Below are 16,474 nucleotides of genomic sequence, written 5' to 3'. Positions count from 1 at the left end.
GATAAAAATAAATAAGTTATCAAATTTAAAATGATCAAGCAATCTAATCACTTTAACCAATCATTGAAATATTTCTGCTAAAAGCATTAGCATTACAGTCTTAGTATCTGTTGAAGTTGTTTTCATAGTAACATCAGCATTTAGCAATGCTCTGCTAATTTTAAGAATCTTTGGTTCCTTATAAAAATTACTTGCCTTCACGTATTCCTTATAATAGTAAGGATGAGTTCCAATAATTCTTGCTTTAGCCTGTTCGGTAATATTATCCTTTTCTAACTCTGGAATTTGAGCGATGCTGGTAAAGTATTTATTAAGCATAGCAAGAATAAAAAGTGCTTGCTTATCTTCATCCCCCTGTGCAAGTAGATTAAAAAGAACCTCAACTGCTTTTGATTTATTTCTGCTGCCAACTGCATTAAGCAAATCAAAAATGATATATTCTTTTAGCTGGGAAGCAACACTCTTAATAACATCAAGTCTAATTTCTTTATTATCGCCAAGGTACGTAAATATTTTCTGAAGCTGCATTTCAATCAGTGTTCTGTTGTCACCAACAGTATCAATTAAAAGTTCAGCATTTTCTGTGGAAATAATTTTTCCATTTTTCGCTGCGAATTTAACTATCCAACTTGAAAGATCTTTTCCTTTTAACTCATTAGCTTCAAACAGAAAATTCTTATCAAGAAGTGCGGCAAATGGTTCTGCCTCAAGATTAGCAATATTACCATATTTTGTAATCAGCATTACTGTTGATGCAGAAGGATTTTTTACATATGGAGCAAATTGTTTTTTATCTCCTTTTAGTTCATCAAAATCTTTTAGAATTATTAATTTCTTTTCTGAACCAAATGGAAAAGCTAAAGCTAAATCGATCACTTCAACAACTGTTCTTTCTTCTGCGTTAATAATTTCTTTATCAAAGTCGGAGGTTAAAAATGGATCAACAACTTTTTCCACAGCTTTAACCGCGTTTTCAATACTAAAAGTATCATCACCATAAAAACAATAGATTGGAAGCAGAGTTTCTTTTTTTAGAAACTTTCCTATTGTATATATGGATGGTACTTCTACTTTCTTTTTAGCCATTGTATTAAAAGAATTGACATAACTTGACTCATGAATTACAAGCCGGCAAGTTATGTCGATTCACAATATTTATTTTGTATCAAAAATGCTGTTGATTTTAGAAACCCGTTTTTCAACGGATACTTTTTCCATTGCGATTGGTTGTTCTGGTTTACCATCGGTTGGACCCATTTGAGGAACAATTTTACCAGCAGCTATTTTATCAACCACATTCATTCCTTTAATTACTTTGCCAAAGATTGTATATTTTTTTGGCATTTGTGGTACATCGCTAAGCATAATGAAAAACTGGGAGGTATTTGTGTTTTCACCTTTGTTAGCCATTGCAAGTACACCACGGTCATATCCGTTTTTATAACTATTTGTTTCAGGATTTAATTCGTCTTCAAACTCACCACCATAAATGCTTGAGCCACCGCTGCCACTTCCTGTAGGATCGCCACCTTGAATTACAAATCCTTTGGAAACCCTGTGGAATATAATGTTATTGAAAAATCCCATCATGCTTAACCCAATAAAATTACGTGTGGTTTTTGGTGCATCGTTAGTATATAACTCTACTTCAATATTACCAAGTTTTGTAGTGATTGTGGCAACAGTTATTGAGTCTGGAGTTTTACTAATTACTTTTTCAATTGAATTCATGTCCACAGTTGACTCCTTTGATTTTGTTGAATCAGCTTCTTGCATCGCTGCACCTTCTGTTTTTTTTGAATTATTGCAACCAAGTATAAGCATTACTAAGAAAACTGAAATTAGAGATTTAAACATTGTTACTCCTTTATATTATTTCAAATATTTGTTAATGAAATGTTGGAAAGGGCGAAATGTAATTAGCCATATTTACATTCCAAGCTTGGTTAAACATAATGTAACCCAAGCAATAACAAAATTCCAACACCCAAAATTATTCTGTAATATATAAAAATGAAAGTTGAATTTTTTCTAAGAAACTTTAAAAGAAAATCAATTGCCAAATAACCGCTGATGCCAGCCGCTAAAGCGGCGGCGCTGAGATTTACAATATCGGATAAATTTATGTATGGTAATGATTCTTTAAGCTCAAGCAAACCGCTTGCTAAAACCGCTGGAATGCTAAGCAAAAATGAAAATCTTGCTGCGGTTTCTCTGTTGAATCCTAAAAATAATCCGGCTGTAATTGTTGTACCGGAACGCGATGCTCCAGGAATTAATGCCATCGCCTGACCAAAACCAACGAGTAAAGCATCATACCATTTTACCTGATGAATATCTTTTACATACTTGCTAACTTTTTCTGCGATTGCAAGTAAGACTGCAAGTGCAATCAAACTTATGGAAATTACCAATAAATTTTTAGTAAGTGCACCTTCTATTGCATTTTTAAAACTTAATCCAAGAATAACGATTGGTAAAGTACCAATTAGAATATACCATCCCATTTTGGAATTTAATGTTTGTTCTGCAAATTTTTTTCTTTTAAAAAAGTTGTTGCTTAAAAACTCAGTTATTATTTTCCAAAGGTCCAGCCAGAAATAAATTACCACCGCTAACATCGTTCCTAACTGGATAACTGCGATAAATGCCGTCCATCTTTCCGGATTTGCCTGAGAAATTACATTCATCAACTTACCAGCAATTGTTAAATGAGCTGTGCTGCTTATCGGTAAAAATTCTGTAAGTCCTTGAACAACACCCAGAATTATCGCTTCAATAATGTTCATAGTTCCTCTTAAAAAGTGTAGAGTATTCCAAGTCTAATTCCACCGGATACAGCATTAACATTTACATCCTGGATGCTTGAAGGATTGTAAGATAAAGAAGTACCGCCGGACTTTGGTACGCCTGGATAATCCATTTTTAAAATTAGTGCAATGGTAGCATAAATATTTTTTCCAATAGAAGTGTTCCCTTCTGCCTTTAACAGAATACCAAATCCAGTTGCTGTGTAGTTTTTTGATGAGTTAGATTGCGGTAGTGTTTCGGAAAGTGAAACATATCTTAAACCTAATCCCCCACCTAATTTAAATTTATATCCATCACCTTTAATATGGTAATAAGCCATTACTGTTGGAGAATGCTGATTAAATGCTAATTCATATTTTCCAATTCCCGCATATTGATTAGTATAAGAAAAAATCGAGAATGAATAATCAAGCGCTAAAAGAAAACTGTTTGAATATAAATAACCAACCTCGCCATAAAACTCAACGTTGGAATTAAATGTTGTAAGCTGGTTGGAGGGATTCAGTGCGCTTATATAATCGTTCAATGAAGCCATTGATGAAAAATTAATGCCCATACCTGCACTAATATCAATTTGTGCGTTTAATTCTATACTAACAAAAAAAAGTAGTAATAGTAATTTTTTCATTCTTCATCCATTTGTGTTTTAATAATATCAGAAAATTTTTCTCTTCTTCCATTACGTTTAGCATATTTTTTATCCAGCCAAAAGAAAAAAACAAGTGCAGTAACAACAAAAAGCAAATATGATACAATATGTGTAACAATGGCATATGCAAGACTTATTTCTTCTCCAAAACCAAACAATAATACCAGTACCGATTTGGCAAGTGTGTGGTAGGAACCGGTACCCCCAGGTGTGGGAATAATAACTCCTATTGAACTAATACTCATAACCATCCAAGCCATACCGTAGTTTACGGAAGTAATATTTTCCATCCCAACAATCAGAAATCCGATGTATGAATTAAGCGCGTAAATTAAAAGAATAATTACAGTAATCAACACGGTAAGGAAATAATTCCTAATTCCCTTTAAACTTCCAAATCCCATCAATAGCATTTCGAAAATGTAAGCAATTTTGTTAGCGAATTTTTCGGAAACTTTCCCAATAATTCTAACAATTACCTTAGACAATTTCTCTTTCATTTCAATCAATAGGAAGAGGAATAAAATAATTGCAACCATCAAAACTGTAACAATATATATTGAAGTTTTTAACCAGGGGAAATTTGCATATAGATTTCCAGTCCAGATAAAAGCACTAATTACAACTGTTGCAGCAAAAGCCAAAATATCAATTACTCTTTCCACTATTACCGTTCCGAACAAAGAAGATCTGGACAATTTTTCCCATCTACCTAAAACAACCGCACGGGAAACTTCACCAAGGCGTGGTATAGCACAGTTAACACCATACCCAACCATTAATGCTCCAAATAAATTTAATAAAGATGCATTTGGTTTGACTGAACCAATAATGATTTTCCAACGGACTGCCCTTAAGAAATGGGAGAGCAATAACGAAAGAATTAAAACTATTATCCAGAAAATAGAAGATTGAGAAATTAGATTAATGATACGACTGAAATTTACACCATGAAAAGCAATGTACAAAAAAATTGCGGTAAGCAGGAGAGAAATAATAACCCCGGTGGTTTGCTTAATTGTAAAACTTGTCTTGTTATCTGAGGTCAATAACTTCTATTCCTTTTGTTGGGCTGAAATTGAATTTGTCGTTAGAAATTTTTTGGTTCAATTTTATATTGGAAAGTTCAAATTCTAAGGTCGCTCCATTATTATCACTTATTTCAACTTTTTTAATAAGATTGGAATCATCCACCCAAATTTTTATTGCTTCAAAACTTTTCTTCCTTTCTTTGGGAGTTAAACGGATAACTTCGCAGGATTTTCCATCCATTGTTTCTTTGCCAACATATTCTACATTACTCTGGGAGGGATATTCATAAACAATATTTTTTAAAGAAAATGAAGAAGAATTATCTTCAGCGTTGCCAAGTATTACTTTTTTTGCAGCTTTGTTATAATTCCAAATGGTTTTACCATCAGAAATTATTTCAGAATTCTTCAGTTCAATTCTGTATTTATTTTCCTTTTCAAAAAAGAATTTTCCCAAGTAAGTAATTGGTTTTTTACTATCAGCAAATCTGCTGGATTGTGAAAACTCAGAGCTGAAATTGGTGATAGATTCAAACTTAGTTTGAAGGTTTTTTAATACCTGATTTCCATTCTGACAAAGCAAAACTGCTGGCATCATCAGTATTAAAATTAATTTAAAGATATTTTTCATTTCAATCATCCAAAAGTTGAATGTTATACTAAAGACTGCGTAATATTGTTTCCAATTGTTGCTCATCATCTACCAAAACTGAACGCACCTTGCTTCCATCGGCAGGACCCACAATTCCAGCTTCTTCAAGCTGATCAACAATTCTTGCTGCCCTGGAATAGCCAAGTTTAAGACGTCTTTGTAAAAGCGAAACAGAACCCTGCTGATGTCTAACAATTACTTTAGCTGCGTCATCAAACATCGGATCACGGTCGGCAAGAAATCCACCTTCTGATTCTTTCTTCTTTTCATAAAGCGACGGAAGGAAATATCTTTTAGAATATCCTGGCTGCGAATAAATATGGTTTGTTATTCTTTCAACTTCTTCTGTAGAAATAAAAGCATTCTGAACACGAATCGGTTTAGGTGTTCCTGATGGAAGGAACAACATATCTCCTCTTCCAAGCAATTGTTCGGCACCGTTCATATCCAGGATAGTTCTCGAATCAACTTTTGTTGCAACCTGGTAAGCCATCCTTGCAGAAAAATTGGCTTTAATAACACCGGTAATAACATTTACAGATGGACGCTGAGTTGCAAGCACCAAATGAATTCCAACTGCACGTGCTAATTGAGCAAGGCGCGCAATTGGCTCTTCCACTTCCTTGCTTGCTGTTATCATCAAATCAGCCAGCTCATCAATTATTACAATTATATATGGCATTTTATAATGCTGCACTTCATCGGTATCTTTTGGTCGTCTTTTAGGATCAGCAACTTTCTGATTATAATCTACAATATTTCTAACTCCTGCTTTAGCAAGGCGGTTGTACCTTTTTTCCATTTCATATTCAACTGATTTAAGTACCAGAACAGAATTTTGTGGAGTCGTAATTATCTCTTCATCCAGATCAGGTGAAACAGCAAGAAAATGTTTGTTTAATTTCTGGTAGAAAGAAAGCTCAATCTTTTTTGGATCGATAATAACAAACTTTACATCTGATGGATCCTTGGAAAAAAGCAAGCTGCAGATAATCATATTTATTCCAACACTTTTTCCGGAACCAGTTGAACCGGCAATAAGCAGGTGCGGCATTTTTGCAAGGTCGGTTATAAGAACATCACCTACTATTGTTTTTCCAATGGCAAGTGGAAGTTCATCTTTTATCTCGCCTGATTTTGAAAGTACCGAACGGGCATTAACCAAAGCTGCTTCAGCATTTGGTATTTCTACACCAATTGCACTTTTTCCAGGAATTGGAGCAATTATTCTTATTCCTCTTGCGGCAAGCGCAAGAGCAATATCGTGCTCCAGACTAACAATCCTGCTTATCTTAACGCCGGGTTCAGGAACAATTTCATAAAGTGTAACTACTGGTCCCGGTGTAACCGTAATATCCTCAATTTTAATATCGAACAAAGATAATTTTTCTTTTAACAGTTCAGCATTCTTTTTTAATTCTTCTTCTGCAACTTTATAATTTTCTTCCGGCGCAGGATCGAGTAATGTAATTGGTGGTTTTTTGTAATTTATAATTTCATCCCATTGATTAGGAAGCCTGGCTTCTATGTCTTTATCAATTTCCTGGATTGATTGAGTGTCAGTTTTTTTCTTGTCTTCCTTTTTCTGTTCAGATTTAACATCTTTCTCTTCAACTTTTTCTTCAACAGTTTTCGGTTCTTCAGAACGGACTATTCGAATCTTGGTTTCCTCGCCCTGTTCAGCAGCTTCAGCTTCATCATTTTTAAACTTCATTAATCGTGTTCGTTTAGGTTTATCTTCTTTCAACTCCTTTATTTTGGAAAGATTTTTTTCTGATTTTGACTGGCGCTCTTCCGCTGATAATTTTGTTTCATCTTTTTCAAACAAGCTCTTAAAAAACTCAAGTAACCTGCTAAGTTTCAAATCAATTGCAATAATTAAAGTAATAAGTATTAATGTTGATAGTAGAATCAAACTGCCTAAACCACCAAGCAACCGACTTAATGTTAATCCAAGAAAACCACCAGCATTACCGGATAGTTCATTCAAACTGCTAAAAACATTTAATTTAAACCGTAGGACACCAAATAAAGTAGCAATAAGAATAGCAGCAATAATTAAGAAGTTGGATAAACTTAAAGCGAATTTGGTGTTCTTGTTTTTCCGTAAAATTTCAAAACTCCAGATAAAAATAATAATTGGAAAAACAATCGAGCTAAATCCTAAAGTAGCATTAACAAAAAAGTTAGAGATGTATGCACCAAAGACCGAAAGCCAGTTTTGTGTTTCATCAATCTGTTTTGCAAATGAAGGATCTGGAGAGAAAACCCGGACAAAATCTTTAAGCTGCAAAGGAGGATTAGCTTGATCTTTTGAAGAGTATGAAATTATACTTAAAAATAACAACAGTGAAATTACCAGCAGAAAAATCCCAAGGATTTTTTTCTTTTTTTCTACCGAAACAACAAAATATTTTTCTGTGTTAGTTAAGTTATTTATTTTTTTTTTAAGAGCCATTTTTTAACTAACTTTTACTTAAACGTTTCCATTAGATAAACTAGCTGGAATTTTAATTGTTCCCTCGCTGTAAACCGGAAGTAAATCAATAATACCTACCTGCGCACAATATTTTACATCATCCATAAACCCATTTGCAACTAAAATTTTACCATGCTCACTTTCTTTCAAAATTTTCAATAGACTTTTGCCATACGATTTGGATAAAACTAAACCCGCTTTAGCCGAATCTGTCAGAACAGCTTCGCTATTGTGAGTTAAAATTTCTGCAACAAGTTTGCCTGCACAAACTGAATCTTCAATACTAAATCCACCGTTTCTTCCAGCGCAAAGAATTTCCAGATCATTACCTAATTGAGCTGTATGTTTTGCAACTGTATGAAGATTAATAAACGAACAAATGAAAAGATTTTTTGAAAACTTAGCTTTTACAATTGATTTGGAACCATTAGTTGTAAAAAGAATAATCGATTTTCCATTAACTACATCTTTGGTATATTCCAATGGTGAATTGCCTAAGTTAAATCCCTCAATCTTTTTTGTGTTTCTTTCACCACCAAGAAGAGTTTGCCCGCCAAAAAAACTACCAGAAGCTTTTTGAGCAAACTCAAAAGTACTTACAGGAATCACTTCTTTAGCGCCATTTTTTAACGCTTCTACAATTGTAGTGGTAGCCCTAAGAACATCAATAACAACAGTATTCTTACCGGCAAAGTACAGTTCTTCTACAAGCGAAGGGGAAAAATTTATATTAATCTTCATTTTTTAAATAGCTTTCCAAATATTACTTTTTTACAAACGGTAATTTAGTTATTCGTGCCGGAACTTCTTTACCGCGGATTAAAAAATTAATTTGAGCATCATCTTTTACAAATTTTGAATCGACATAACCAAGTGCGATTGCTTTTTCCAAAACAGGACTTACAGTTCCGCTTGTTATTGTTCCAACCTTATCACCATCTAAAGTTAAATCATAACCGTGGCGTGGAAAAGATTTTTCTTCCGATATAATTGGAACCAACTTTCTTTTCAGACCATCAGCTTTTACTTTTAATATTGCATCTTTAGCAATAAAATTTTCTTTATTCAATTTAGTTATCCAACCGAGTCCGGCTTCCAAAGGATTAGTAGTTTGATCAATATCGTTTCCATAAAGACAAAAACCCATCTCAAGTCTTAGGGAATCTCTTGCACCTAATCCAATAGGTTGAATATTGAATTCCCTGCCAGCTTCAAAGATATGCATCCAAACATTTTCAGCCACTTTTTCATCACCTTTAAAATATAATTCATATCCAAGCTCACCAGTATAACCAGTTCGGGAAACAATCATATTAACTTTTGCACATTTTGCTTCGAAGAAATGATAGTATTCCAAATTCAATGTTCGATTGCATATTTTCTGAAGAACATCACCGGATTTTGGTCCCTGAACCGCGAGCAGCGTATAATCATCTGATAGATCAAGAATCTCAACACCAAATTTATTATTCTCAATCATCCAGTTATAATCTTTTTGTTTATTTGAAGCGTTAACAACAAGCATAAATTCTTCATCGTTTAGCTTATAAACAAGAAGATCATCTACAATTCCACCATCAGGATAACACATAGCCGAGTATTGAACTCTTCCATTTGTTAGCTTTGAAGCATCATTGATTGTAATGTGCTGAACAAAGTCGAGCGCTTTTTTACCTTTGATAAAAATTTCGCCCATGTGCGAAACATCGAAAACACCAACTGAATTGCGAATAGCTTTATGCTCTGCAATTATCGATGAATATTGAACCGGCATCATATAACCGGCAAATTCAATTAACTTGGCGCCTAATTTTTCGTGTACTGAATAAAGAGTAGTTTTTTTCATAACCAATCTATTTTTGTTGTAGTTTTTTCCAATCATTTAGAAAACTTTGTAAACCAAGATCCGTTAAAGGATGATTGAATAATTTATTTATAACACTAAAGGGCATTGTAGCTACATCGGCACCAATTAAGGCAGCCTCAACAAGATGCATTGGATGGCGAATGCTTGCAACCAAAACTTCTGTTTTATAATCATAATTTCTGTAAATCTGAACTATTTGTTGAATTAAATCCATTCCATTCATGCTTATATCATCTAATCTACCAATAAATGGACTAATGTAAGTTGCACCAGCTTTTGCAGCTAATAACGCCTGAGATGGTGAGAAGCACAAAGTTACATTTGTATTTATCCCTTCATCGGATAAAGTTTTTACAGCTTTCAGTCCTTCCTTAATTAAAGGTACTTTAACAACAATGTTTTTATGCATGGAAGCCAGATCGTGCGCTTCCTTTAGAATTCCATTATAATCTGTTGAAATAACTTCTGCGCTGATAGGTCCGTCAACAATTTCAAGAATTTCCTTAAGTAAGGCTCGGAATTCTTTCCCTTCTTTTGCAACAAGAGATGGATTAGTAGTTACACCATCAAGAATTCCTAAAGAAGCTGCTTCTTTAATTTCAGCAATATTTGCGGTATCGATAAAAAATTTCATAATTCTCTCTTTCTATGTTGGCTAAAAATAATATTATGATAATACAAACCCATTCCAAATTTACGAAAAGATATTTTGGTGACAAAAGAAGTTGTTGAATCCTAATTTTAGAATGGTTCCGGCTATTATGCCGGAACTAAATCCACAGAATGAAAATTTTACGAAATATATTCCGCCGTTAAATCCTTCTGCGTTTTTACAGAAACAAATTGGAATGTAGCGGGATTTATGGAATCCATTTCATTTAATTTTATTTTAATAAAAAATTTGAATTGTAATTTTGTAATTGTTTTAATTTTCCCTTGTTTTAATATTTTACCTAAAGAAGGATGAACATTTAGAATAAGAAGTTTTTCACTTGAACTTCTTTTAAATCGCTTCAACCATTCTTCAATTTCGTGAATAAGATTTGATTTTTTTGTCAATAATCCGGTCCCGGCACAAAATGGGCAAACCTCATTCATAATATGAAGAATGTTCTCCCGGATGCGCTGCCTGGTAATCTGAACTAAACCAAATTCAGTCATTGGTAAAACAGAAACTCTCGCTCTATCCTTTCTAAATTCTTTTTTAAGTTCATCATAAATTTTCTTACGATTTTTATCATCATCAAGATCAATAAAATCCACTACAATTAATCCACCAATATCTCTTAACCTAAGCTGCCGGGCAATTTCGCGGGCTGCTTCCAAATCAGTTCTAAGTGAATTCAATTCTTGTTCTTTCTTTGCAGCATATCGTCCACTGTTCACATCAACAACAACCATTGCTTCTGTATGATCAATAATAATATATCCGCCCGCAGGAAGCGGAACCCGGCGTCCCATCAACATTTTTATCTGCTCTTCAATCTTAAAAGATTCAAAAATAGATGATTGTTCTCTAAACAATTCTATTTTGTCTTCAAGTGAGGGCTGAAGTAAATGGATATAACTTTTAATCTGCTTGTATAATTTTTTAGAATCGATGAATATCTTAGAAACATCCGGGGTAAACAGATCTCTGATTACACTTGAAGTAGTGCTTAAATCCTGGTAAACCAACGATGGTGGTTTTTCTGTTTTAACAGAAGCTTGCAGATCTTCCCAGGTTTTCCAGAGGTATTTTAAATCTTCAGAAAGAGCTTCTTCAGTTTGTTCTTTAGCTGCTGTTCTAATAATCAATCCACAGTTCTCTGGGATTATTCCCCTTGCAATATATTTTAATCTACGCCGTTCTTTAAAGTCTGAGATTTTTTTTGAGATACCAATTTTATTATCAAATGGAAGAAGAACGCAAAATCTTCCGGGTAATGAAATTGAAGATGTAACCCGAACTCCTTTATTTCCAACTGGTTCTTTTGTAATCTGAATAAGAATTTCCTGCCCTTTGTGAAGCTTTGGAATTGGAATCTCTCTTCTGGCATATTCATCAACCTGTGGCTGGCTTATTTTAGCTGGAGCTTGCCCGTTAAATGGCTCGTCATCATCTTCATCTATGTCAGAATCCTCATCCAAAATACTTTGCAAACCTTCAAGCCTATCTCCAATATCCGAAAAGTGAAGAAAGGCGTCGTGCTTCATACCAATATCTATAAAAGCAGCTTTAATACCTGGTAGAACTCTTGCCACTTTGCCCAAATAAATATCGCCAACCATCCTTCGTTTTTCTGGATGGTCAACAAAAAAATCTACTAAGTAATTATCCTCGATAATAGCTACGCGAGTTTGCGAAGTAGATGAATTTATAATAATTTCTTTTACCATAAAAGTAACACTCTTTAAATGAACGATTAATTTACTGTTTCCACGGGCTGATTGTTATTTAACCAAAAGAGAACTCGTTCATTGAAACTCTTTGTTATTTTATCGAAATTCTCTTCAGGATAATTATTGTTCCTGATCTTCTCAATATGATCAAGAATAAATTGTTCTACAGATGCAGCATTATCAATTGTAAAAATTGTATTGATTAAATGAGTAATGCCATTGTAGAATCTAAAATACCAAATCAAATTTTTCCGTGCTTTTTTAATCCCAAGCTCTTCGCCGGAATCTTTTATATTTAATTTCAAATGTCTTAATGCAACCGTGCCAACTTCATCCACAGTTGGTGGACCGGGATCTACACCTGTTTCTAACAGTGCGTTAAATCTTTTAAAAATGAAAGGATTGCCTAAAGCGCCTCTTGCAATAAAAACGAAATCGCAACCGGTTTCATTTATTAAATTTATGCAGTCTTCTGGCTCAAACAGATTACCATTCCCCATAACCGGAATATTAACTTCTTCTTTTACTCTTTTTATCCAGCTCCAATCAGGCAATTCTAAATAAGATTGATTTCTTGTTCTTGCATGAATGTTCATAAGAGAAGCCCCATTCTCTTCAATTATTTTTGCATTACGCATAACAGTAATATTATTTTTATCCCGCCCCAATCTTATCTTTATGGAAACCGGAATATCACCGGCTGACTCCACCATGGATTTAACAAGTTTTGCAAGAAGGATTGGATCATCAAGAATTGCTGCCCCCAAACCAAATTTGCAAACCTGAGGAACAGAACATCCGCAATTTAAATCAATTAAATCCGGTTGAAGTGATTTTACTTCTTTAATGGCTCTCTTTAAATAGTCTGGTTCGTTTGCAATTAGTTGAATGGCGATTGGCTTTTCACTTCGATTAAAAGCAAGAGCTTTTAGGGAGTAGAAAGAATTTTCAAATATTCCTTTTGCACTAATCATTTGAGTAAATGTTAACCCAGCACCGTATTCGCGGCATATCTGTCGTAGCGGCGCATCTGTTACCTCTACCATAGGTGCCAGGATGGCTCTATTATTCAGGTTTAATTTCCCGATATTCAATTTTATTTCCGAAGATGACTTACCCCGGCATCAATTCATCATTAAGCGGTGATGACCGGGGATGGTCAAAAAGTACTATTCAAAAAAAATATTTTAAGAACTAACCTTGTTTTGGTTCTTCTGTTCTAATTGGTTTTTCAGGAGCCAATAAAGCTTTTTTACTTAAACTGTATTTTCCGTTTTCAACTTTCAACAATTTAACTTTAAAAGTATCTCCTTCTTTCATAACATCAGTTACTTTAGCAATCTTTTTATTATCTATTTGCGAAATGTGAAGCAATCCTTCTTTGCCCGGCATAAATTCCACAAACGCACCGAACTCCATAATTTTAATAACTCTTCCTTCATAAACTTCACCAATTTCTGGAGTAGCAGTAAGAAGTTTGATGTAATCTTTACATTTACGTGCAGCTTCGCTATCCGCTGCTGCAATGCTTACAGTTCCGTCTTCCTGTATATTGATATCAACACCATAAAGCTTCTGAAGTCCCTGAACTGTCTTTCCACCTGGTCCAATCAGCAATCCGATCTGATCAGTTTGAATCTGAATTGTTATCAAACTTGGAGCATACTTAGAAATTGTTTCCTTTGGTTTTAGAATAGCTTCGTTCATAATGGAAAGGATGTGAAATCTTCCTTCCTTTGCCTGAGCCAGAGCTTTTTCCATAATTTCAAAAGAGATTCCCTGAATCTTAATATCCATTTGGATGGCAGTTATTCCATCTGTGGTTCCGGCAACTTTAAAGTCCATATCGCCAAGATGATCTTCATTACCAAGAATATCTGAAAGTACTGAAAATTTATTCTCTTCCTTTACTAATCCCATTGCAATACCAGCAACTTGTTTTTTAAGTGGAACTCCACCATCCATTAAAGCCAATGAACCTGCACACACTGTTGCCATAGAAGAGGAACCATTTGATTCAAGTATGTCTGAATTCAAGCGTACTGTATAGGGAAATTTTAATTCATCGGGCATTAACTTTTTAATTGCCCGTTCAGCAAGATTTCCGTGGCCAACTTCTCTCCTTCCAACATTGGAAATTCTTCCAACTTCACCAACAGAAAAAGGAGGAAAATTATAGTGCAGCAGAAATCTTTTAGTGTACTCTTCCTGCAGACCATCTATTTTCTGTTCATCATTCTTAGTACCAAGCGTAAGTGTTGTTAAACTTTGTGTTTCTCCTCTCGTAAACAAAGCTGATCCGTGAGTACGAGGTAGCACACCAAGCTCAATAGAAATATTACGGATTTGTGTAGTGTTTCTTCCATCAAGACGCAAGCCTTCATCAAGGATTCTTTTGCGCATTAATTCTTTTTCAGTATCGTGCAGCAGTTGCTTAATTTCTTTTTCCTGATCGGGATATTTTTCTTTCAGTGATTCAAGTACAAAAGTGTTTATTTCTTTATTCTTAGCCGAGCGTTCTTCTTTTGCAAGAATTGTTGAAACTGTTTCCGCATATTTATCATGTGCAAGGGCTTTAACATCAGTAACAAGATTTTCATCAACAGTTTTTACCGCAACTTCCATCTTAGGTTTGCCGCATAACTCTCTGAGTTCAATCTGAACTTGAACCAGTTTTTTAATTTCCTCGTGCGCAACTTTTAGAGCATCCAGAAGTTCAACTTCACCAATTTCGTTACCTTCGCCTTCAACCATCATAATAGAATCGGCTGTACCAGCAACAATAAGTTCATAATCACTTATTGCAATTTCTGCCAAAGTTGGATTTATAATTATCTGATTATTTATTCTTCCAACTCTAACTTCACCAATTGGCTCTAGCAGAGGAATTCTTGAAATTGTAAGTGCCGTTGATGCACCGATTGCACCAAGAATATCAGATTCATTTTCACCATCGAATGAATAAACGAAAGCAATAACCTGAGTTTCATTCTTAAAATTGTTATTAAATAATGGGCGAAGTGGTCTATCAATTAATCTTGCACTTAAAACTTCTTTTTCAGAAGGCTTTCCTTCACGTTTGAAAAATCCACCTGGAATTTTTCCGGCTGCGAAAGATTTTTCTCTGTATTCAACAGATAAAGGGAAAAAATCCTGATCCTCTTTTACTTCATCCGAGGCAACGGCGCTAACAAAAACCATCGTATCGCCAAGGCGAACCATAACAGCACCATCCGCTTGCTTAGCATATCTGCCGGTTTCAATAGAAATAATCTTACCGCCAATTTCAACTTCTTTTGTATATACCATTTACGTTCTACTTCCTTATGTTTAATTCTTTTATAATATTTCTGTATCGCTCAATATCCTTATCTGCAAGGTAATCGAGCATTCTTCTTCTTTTACCAACCAGCATCATCAATCCACGTCTTGAATGATGATCCTTTTTGTGTACAGCAAAATGTCCTGTCAAATCGTTAATTCTTTTTGTAAGAATTGCAATTTGAACCTCGGCGGTTCCGCTGTCTTTTTCGTTCTTACCATATTTCCTGATAAGTTCATGTTTTTCTTCAAATGTAATAGGCATTGTTTTGCTCCTTTTTATTGTACGATGTAACTCCAGATTTAACCGGGGTTAATTAGTTAGTTAATCTTTTTATTATTTCTAATCCTTTAATTTTGTCAATTTCCATTTGCGCAATTAATTCTTCTTTTGCTGGATATTTCAATTCTTCGCGCATACGGTGAATTATATTTACCGATACATTTTTTCCATAAATATCATTATTGAAATCATAAAGGTAAACTTCAATAACAACTTTTAATGAATCTTCAAAAGTTGGGCGTGTTCCAATGTTCATCAATCCAAAATGTTTTTTTGAGTTAACAAAAAATTCCACAATATAAATCCCATTAGCCGGAACAAGTTTTTGATTTTCATCTAATTCAATGTTTGCTGTTGGGAAACCAAGTTCTCGTCCTCGCATAGCACCCGTAACAACTTTCCCGGAAAAAGAATAACTTCTTCCAAGAAAAGCATTTGCTTTATCAATATTACCCTCAAGCAAGGCAGCCCTGATTATTGTACTGCTTACAATTTCTCCATTAATTTTTACAGCATTTACCGGAGCAACATCAAAAGAAAATTGTTTACCCAACTCTTTAAGTTTGCTCTCATCGCCAATTCTGTCCCTTCCCAAACGATGATCGTGACCGATTACTAATTCACTCGCTCCAATTTTTGCAACGATATAATCTCTAATAAATTCTTCCGCTGTTAACTTCGAAAATTCTTCAGAGAATTTTATAATAAGAATATTTTCAATGCCTGCTTTTTTTATTAAAGAAATTTTTTCTTCTGTTGAAGTCAACAGTTTAAGATTATAATCTTTAGAAATTACATTTCTTGGATGAGGTTCGAAAGTAATTACAAGACTTCTGCCACCTCTTCCGTTAGTATCAATAATAACCTGCTCCATTATTTTTTGATGACCTAAATGGAAGCCATCAAATGTTCCGATTGTTAGAACAGTATTTTTCTTTTTACTAACCTGCAATATATCTTGAAAGATTTTCATTTATGTTTTCTTTACGGTCTTTGTAC

15 protein-coding genes are annotated in these 16,474 nt (G+C 34.2%); all 15 read right to left on the bottom strand.

Translation table 11 applies throughout. From position 1 onward, the window contains the following. Positions 1 to 60 precede the first annotated feature (60 nt). The 15 genes from holA to NTX22_16445 all read right to left on the bottom strand — a co-directional run bounded on the left by holA (position 61) and on the right by NTX22_16445 (position 16,448). Entirely contained in the window at positions 61 to 1,086 is a 1,026-nt protein-coding gene (holA, locus tag NTX22_16515; protein MCX6152131.1) for a DNA polymerase III subunit delta, read from the bottom strand. A gap of 69 nt (positions 1,087 to 1,155) precedes the next feature. Beyond that, complete coding sequence (locus NTX22_16510) at positions 1,156 to 1,857, bottom strand: peptidylprolyl isomerase (GenBank protein MCX6152130.1); 702 nt, start codon at positions 1,855 to 1,857, stop codon at positions 1,156 to 1,158. Between the two features lie 89 nt (positions 1,858 to 1,946). Beyond that, entirely contained in the window at positions 1,947 to 2,789 is an 843-nt protein-coding gene (gene uppP, locus NTX22_16505) for an undecaprenyl-diphosphatase UppP (protein MCX6152129.1), read from the bottom strand. An 8-nt stretch (positions 2,790 to 2,797) separates the two neighbouring features. Continuing rightward, positions 2,798 to 3,439, bottom strand: a complete 642-nt coding sequence (locus NTX22_16500) for a hypothetical protein (protein MCX6152128.1) — start codon at positions 3,437 to 3,439, stop codon at positions 2,798 to 2,800. Then, a complete protein-coding gene (locus tag NTX22_16495) occupies positions 3,436 to 4,509 on the bottom strand; it encodes a lysylphosphatidylglycerol synthase transmembrane domain-containing protein (GenBank protein ID MCX6152127.1) in 1,074 nt (357 codons plus the stop codon). Before NTX22_16495 ends, NTX22_16500 begins: the two co-directional genes overlap by 4 nt. Then, a complete protein-coding gene (lolA, locus tag NTX22_16490) occupies positions 4,496 to 5,122 on the bottom strand; it encodes an outer membrane lipoprotein chaperone LolA (GenBank protein MCX6152126.1) in 627 nt (208 codons plus the stop codon). The genes NTX22_16495 and lolA overlap by 14 nt, the downstream gene beginning before the upstream one ends. 28 nt (positions 5,123 to 5,150) lie before the next feature. Beyond that, entirely contained in the window at positions 5,151 to 7,601 is a 2,451-nt protein-coding gene (locus tag NTX22_16485) for a DNA translocase FtsK 4TM domain-containing protein (GenBank protein ID MCX6152125.1), read from the bottom strand. Positions 7,602 to 7,619: 18 nt separating this feature from the next. After that, on the bottom strand, positions 7,620 to 8,363 hold the full coding sequence (locus tag NTX22_16480) for a 2-phosphosulfolactate phosphatase (protein MCX6152124.1): 744 nt from the start codon (positions 8,361 to 8,363) through the stop codon (positions 7,620 to 7,622). Between the two features lie 22 nt (positions 8,364 to 8,385). Further along, positions 8,386 to 9,468: a glycine cleavage system aminomethyltransferase GcvT gene (gene gcvT / locus NTX22_16475; GenBank protein ID MCX6152123.1), complete on the bottom strand. Its 1,083-nt coding sequence runs from the start codon at positions 9,466 to 9,468 to the stop codon at positions 8,386 to 8,388. 7 nt (positions 9,469 to 9,475) lie between these two features. Beyond that, positions 9,476 to 10,123 (bottom strand): fructose-6-phosphate aldolase, encoded by a 648-nt coding sequence (gene fsa / locus NTX22_16470; protein MCX6152122.1) that lies wholly within the window; start codon positions 10,121 to 10,123, stop codon positions 9,476 to 9,478. Between the two features lie 158 nt (positions 10,124 to 10,281). Then, on the bottom strand, positions 10,282 to 11,868 hold the full coding sequence (locus NTX22_16465; GenBank protein MCX6152121.1) for an Rne/Rng family ribonuclease: 1,587 nt from the start codon (positions 11,866 to 11,868) through the stop codon (positions 10,282 to 10,284). A gap of 26 nt (positions 11,869 to 11,894) precedes the next feature. Continuing rightward, complete coding sequence (dusB, locus tag NTX22_16460; protein MCX6152120.1) at positions 11,895 to 12,965, bottom strand: tRNA dihydrouridine synthase DusB; 1,071 nt, start codon at positions 12,963 to 12,965, stop codon at positions 11,895 to 11,897. Positions 12,966 to 13,065: 100 nt separating this feature from the next. Then, complete coding sequence (gene pnp / locus NTX22_16455) at positions 13,066 to 15,180, bottom strand: polyribonucleotide nucleotidyltransferase (protein ID MCX6152119.1); 2,115 nt, start codon at positions 15,178 to 15,180, stop codon at positions 13,066 to 13,068. Positions 15,181 to 15,187: 7 nt separating this feature from the next. Next, positions 15,188 to 15,457 (bottom strand): 30S ribosomal protein S15, encoded by a 270-nt coding sequence (gene rpsO, locus NTX22_16450; GenBank protein ID MCX6152118.1) that lies wholly within the window; start codon positions 15,455 to 15,457, stop codon positions 15,188 to 15,190. 52 nt (positions 15,458 to 15,509) lie between these two features. Beyond that, complete coding sequence (locus NTX22_16445; protein MCX6152117.1) at positions 15,510 to 16,448, bottom strand: bifunctional riboflavin kinase/FAD synthetase; 939 nt, start codon at positions 16,446 to 16,448, stop codon at positions 15,510 to 15,512. Between the last annotated feature and the right edge of the window lie 26 nt (positions 16,449 to 16,474).

It is taken from the genome of Ignavibacteriales bacterium (assembly GCA_026390815.1).
Classification (GTDB): Bacteria; Bacteroidota; Ignavibacteria; order Ignavibacteriales; family SURF-24; genus JAPLFH01.
Note: the sequence above shows the minus strand (reverse complement) of the source record. Positions and strands in the feature narration are given on the sequence as shown.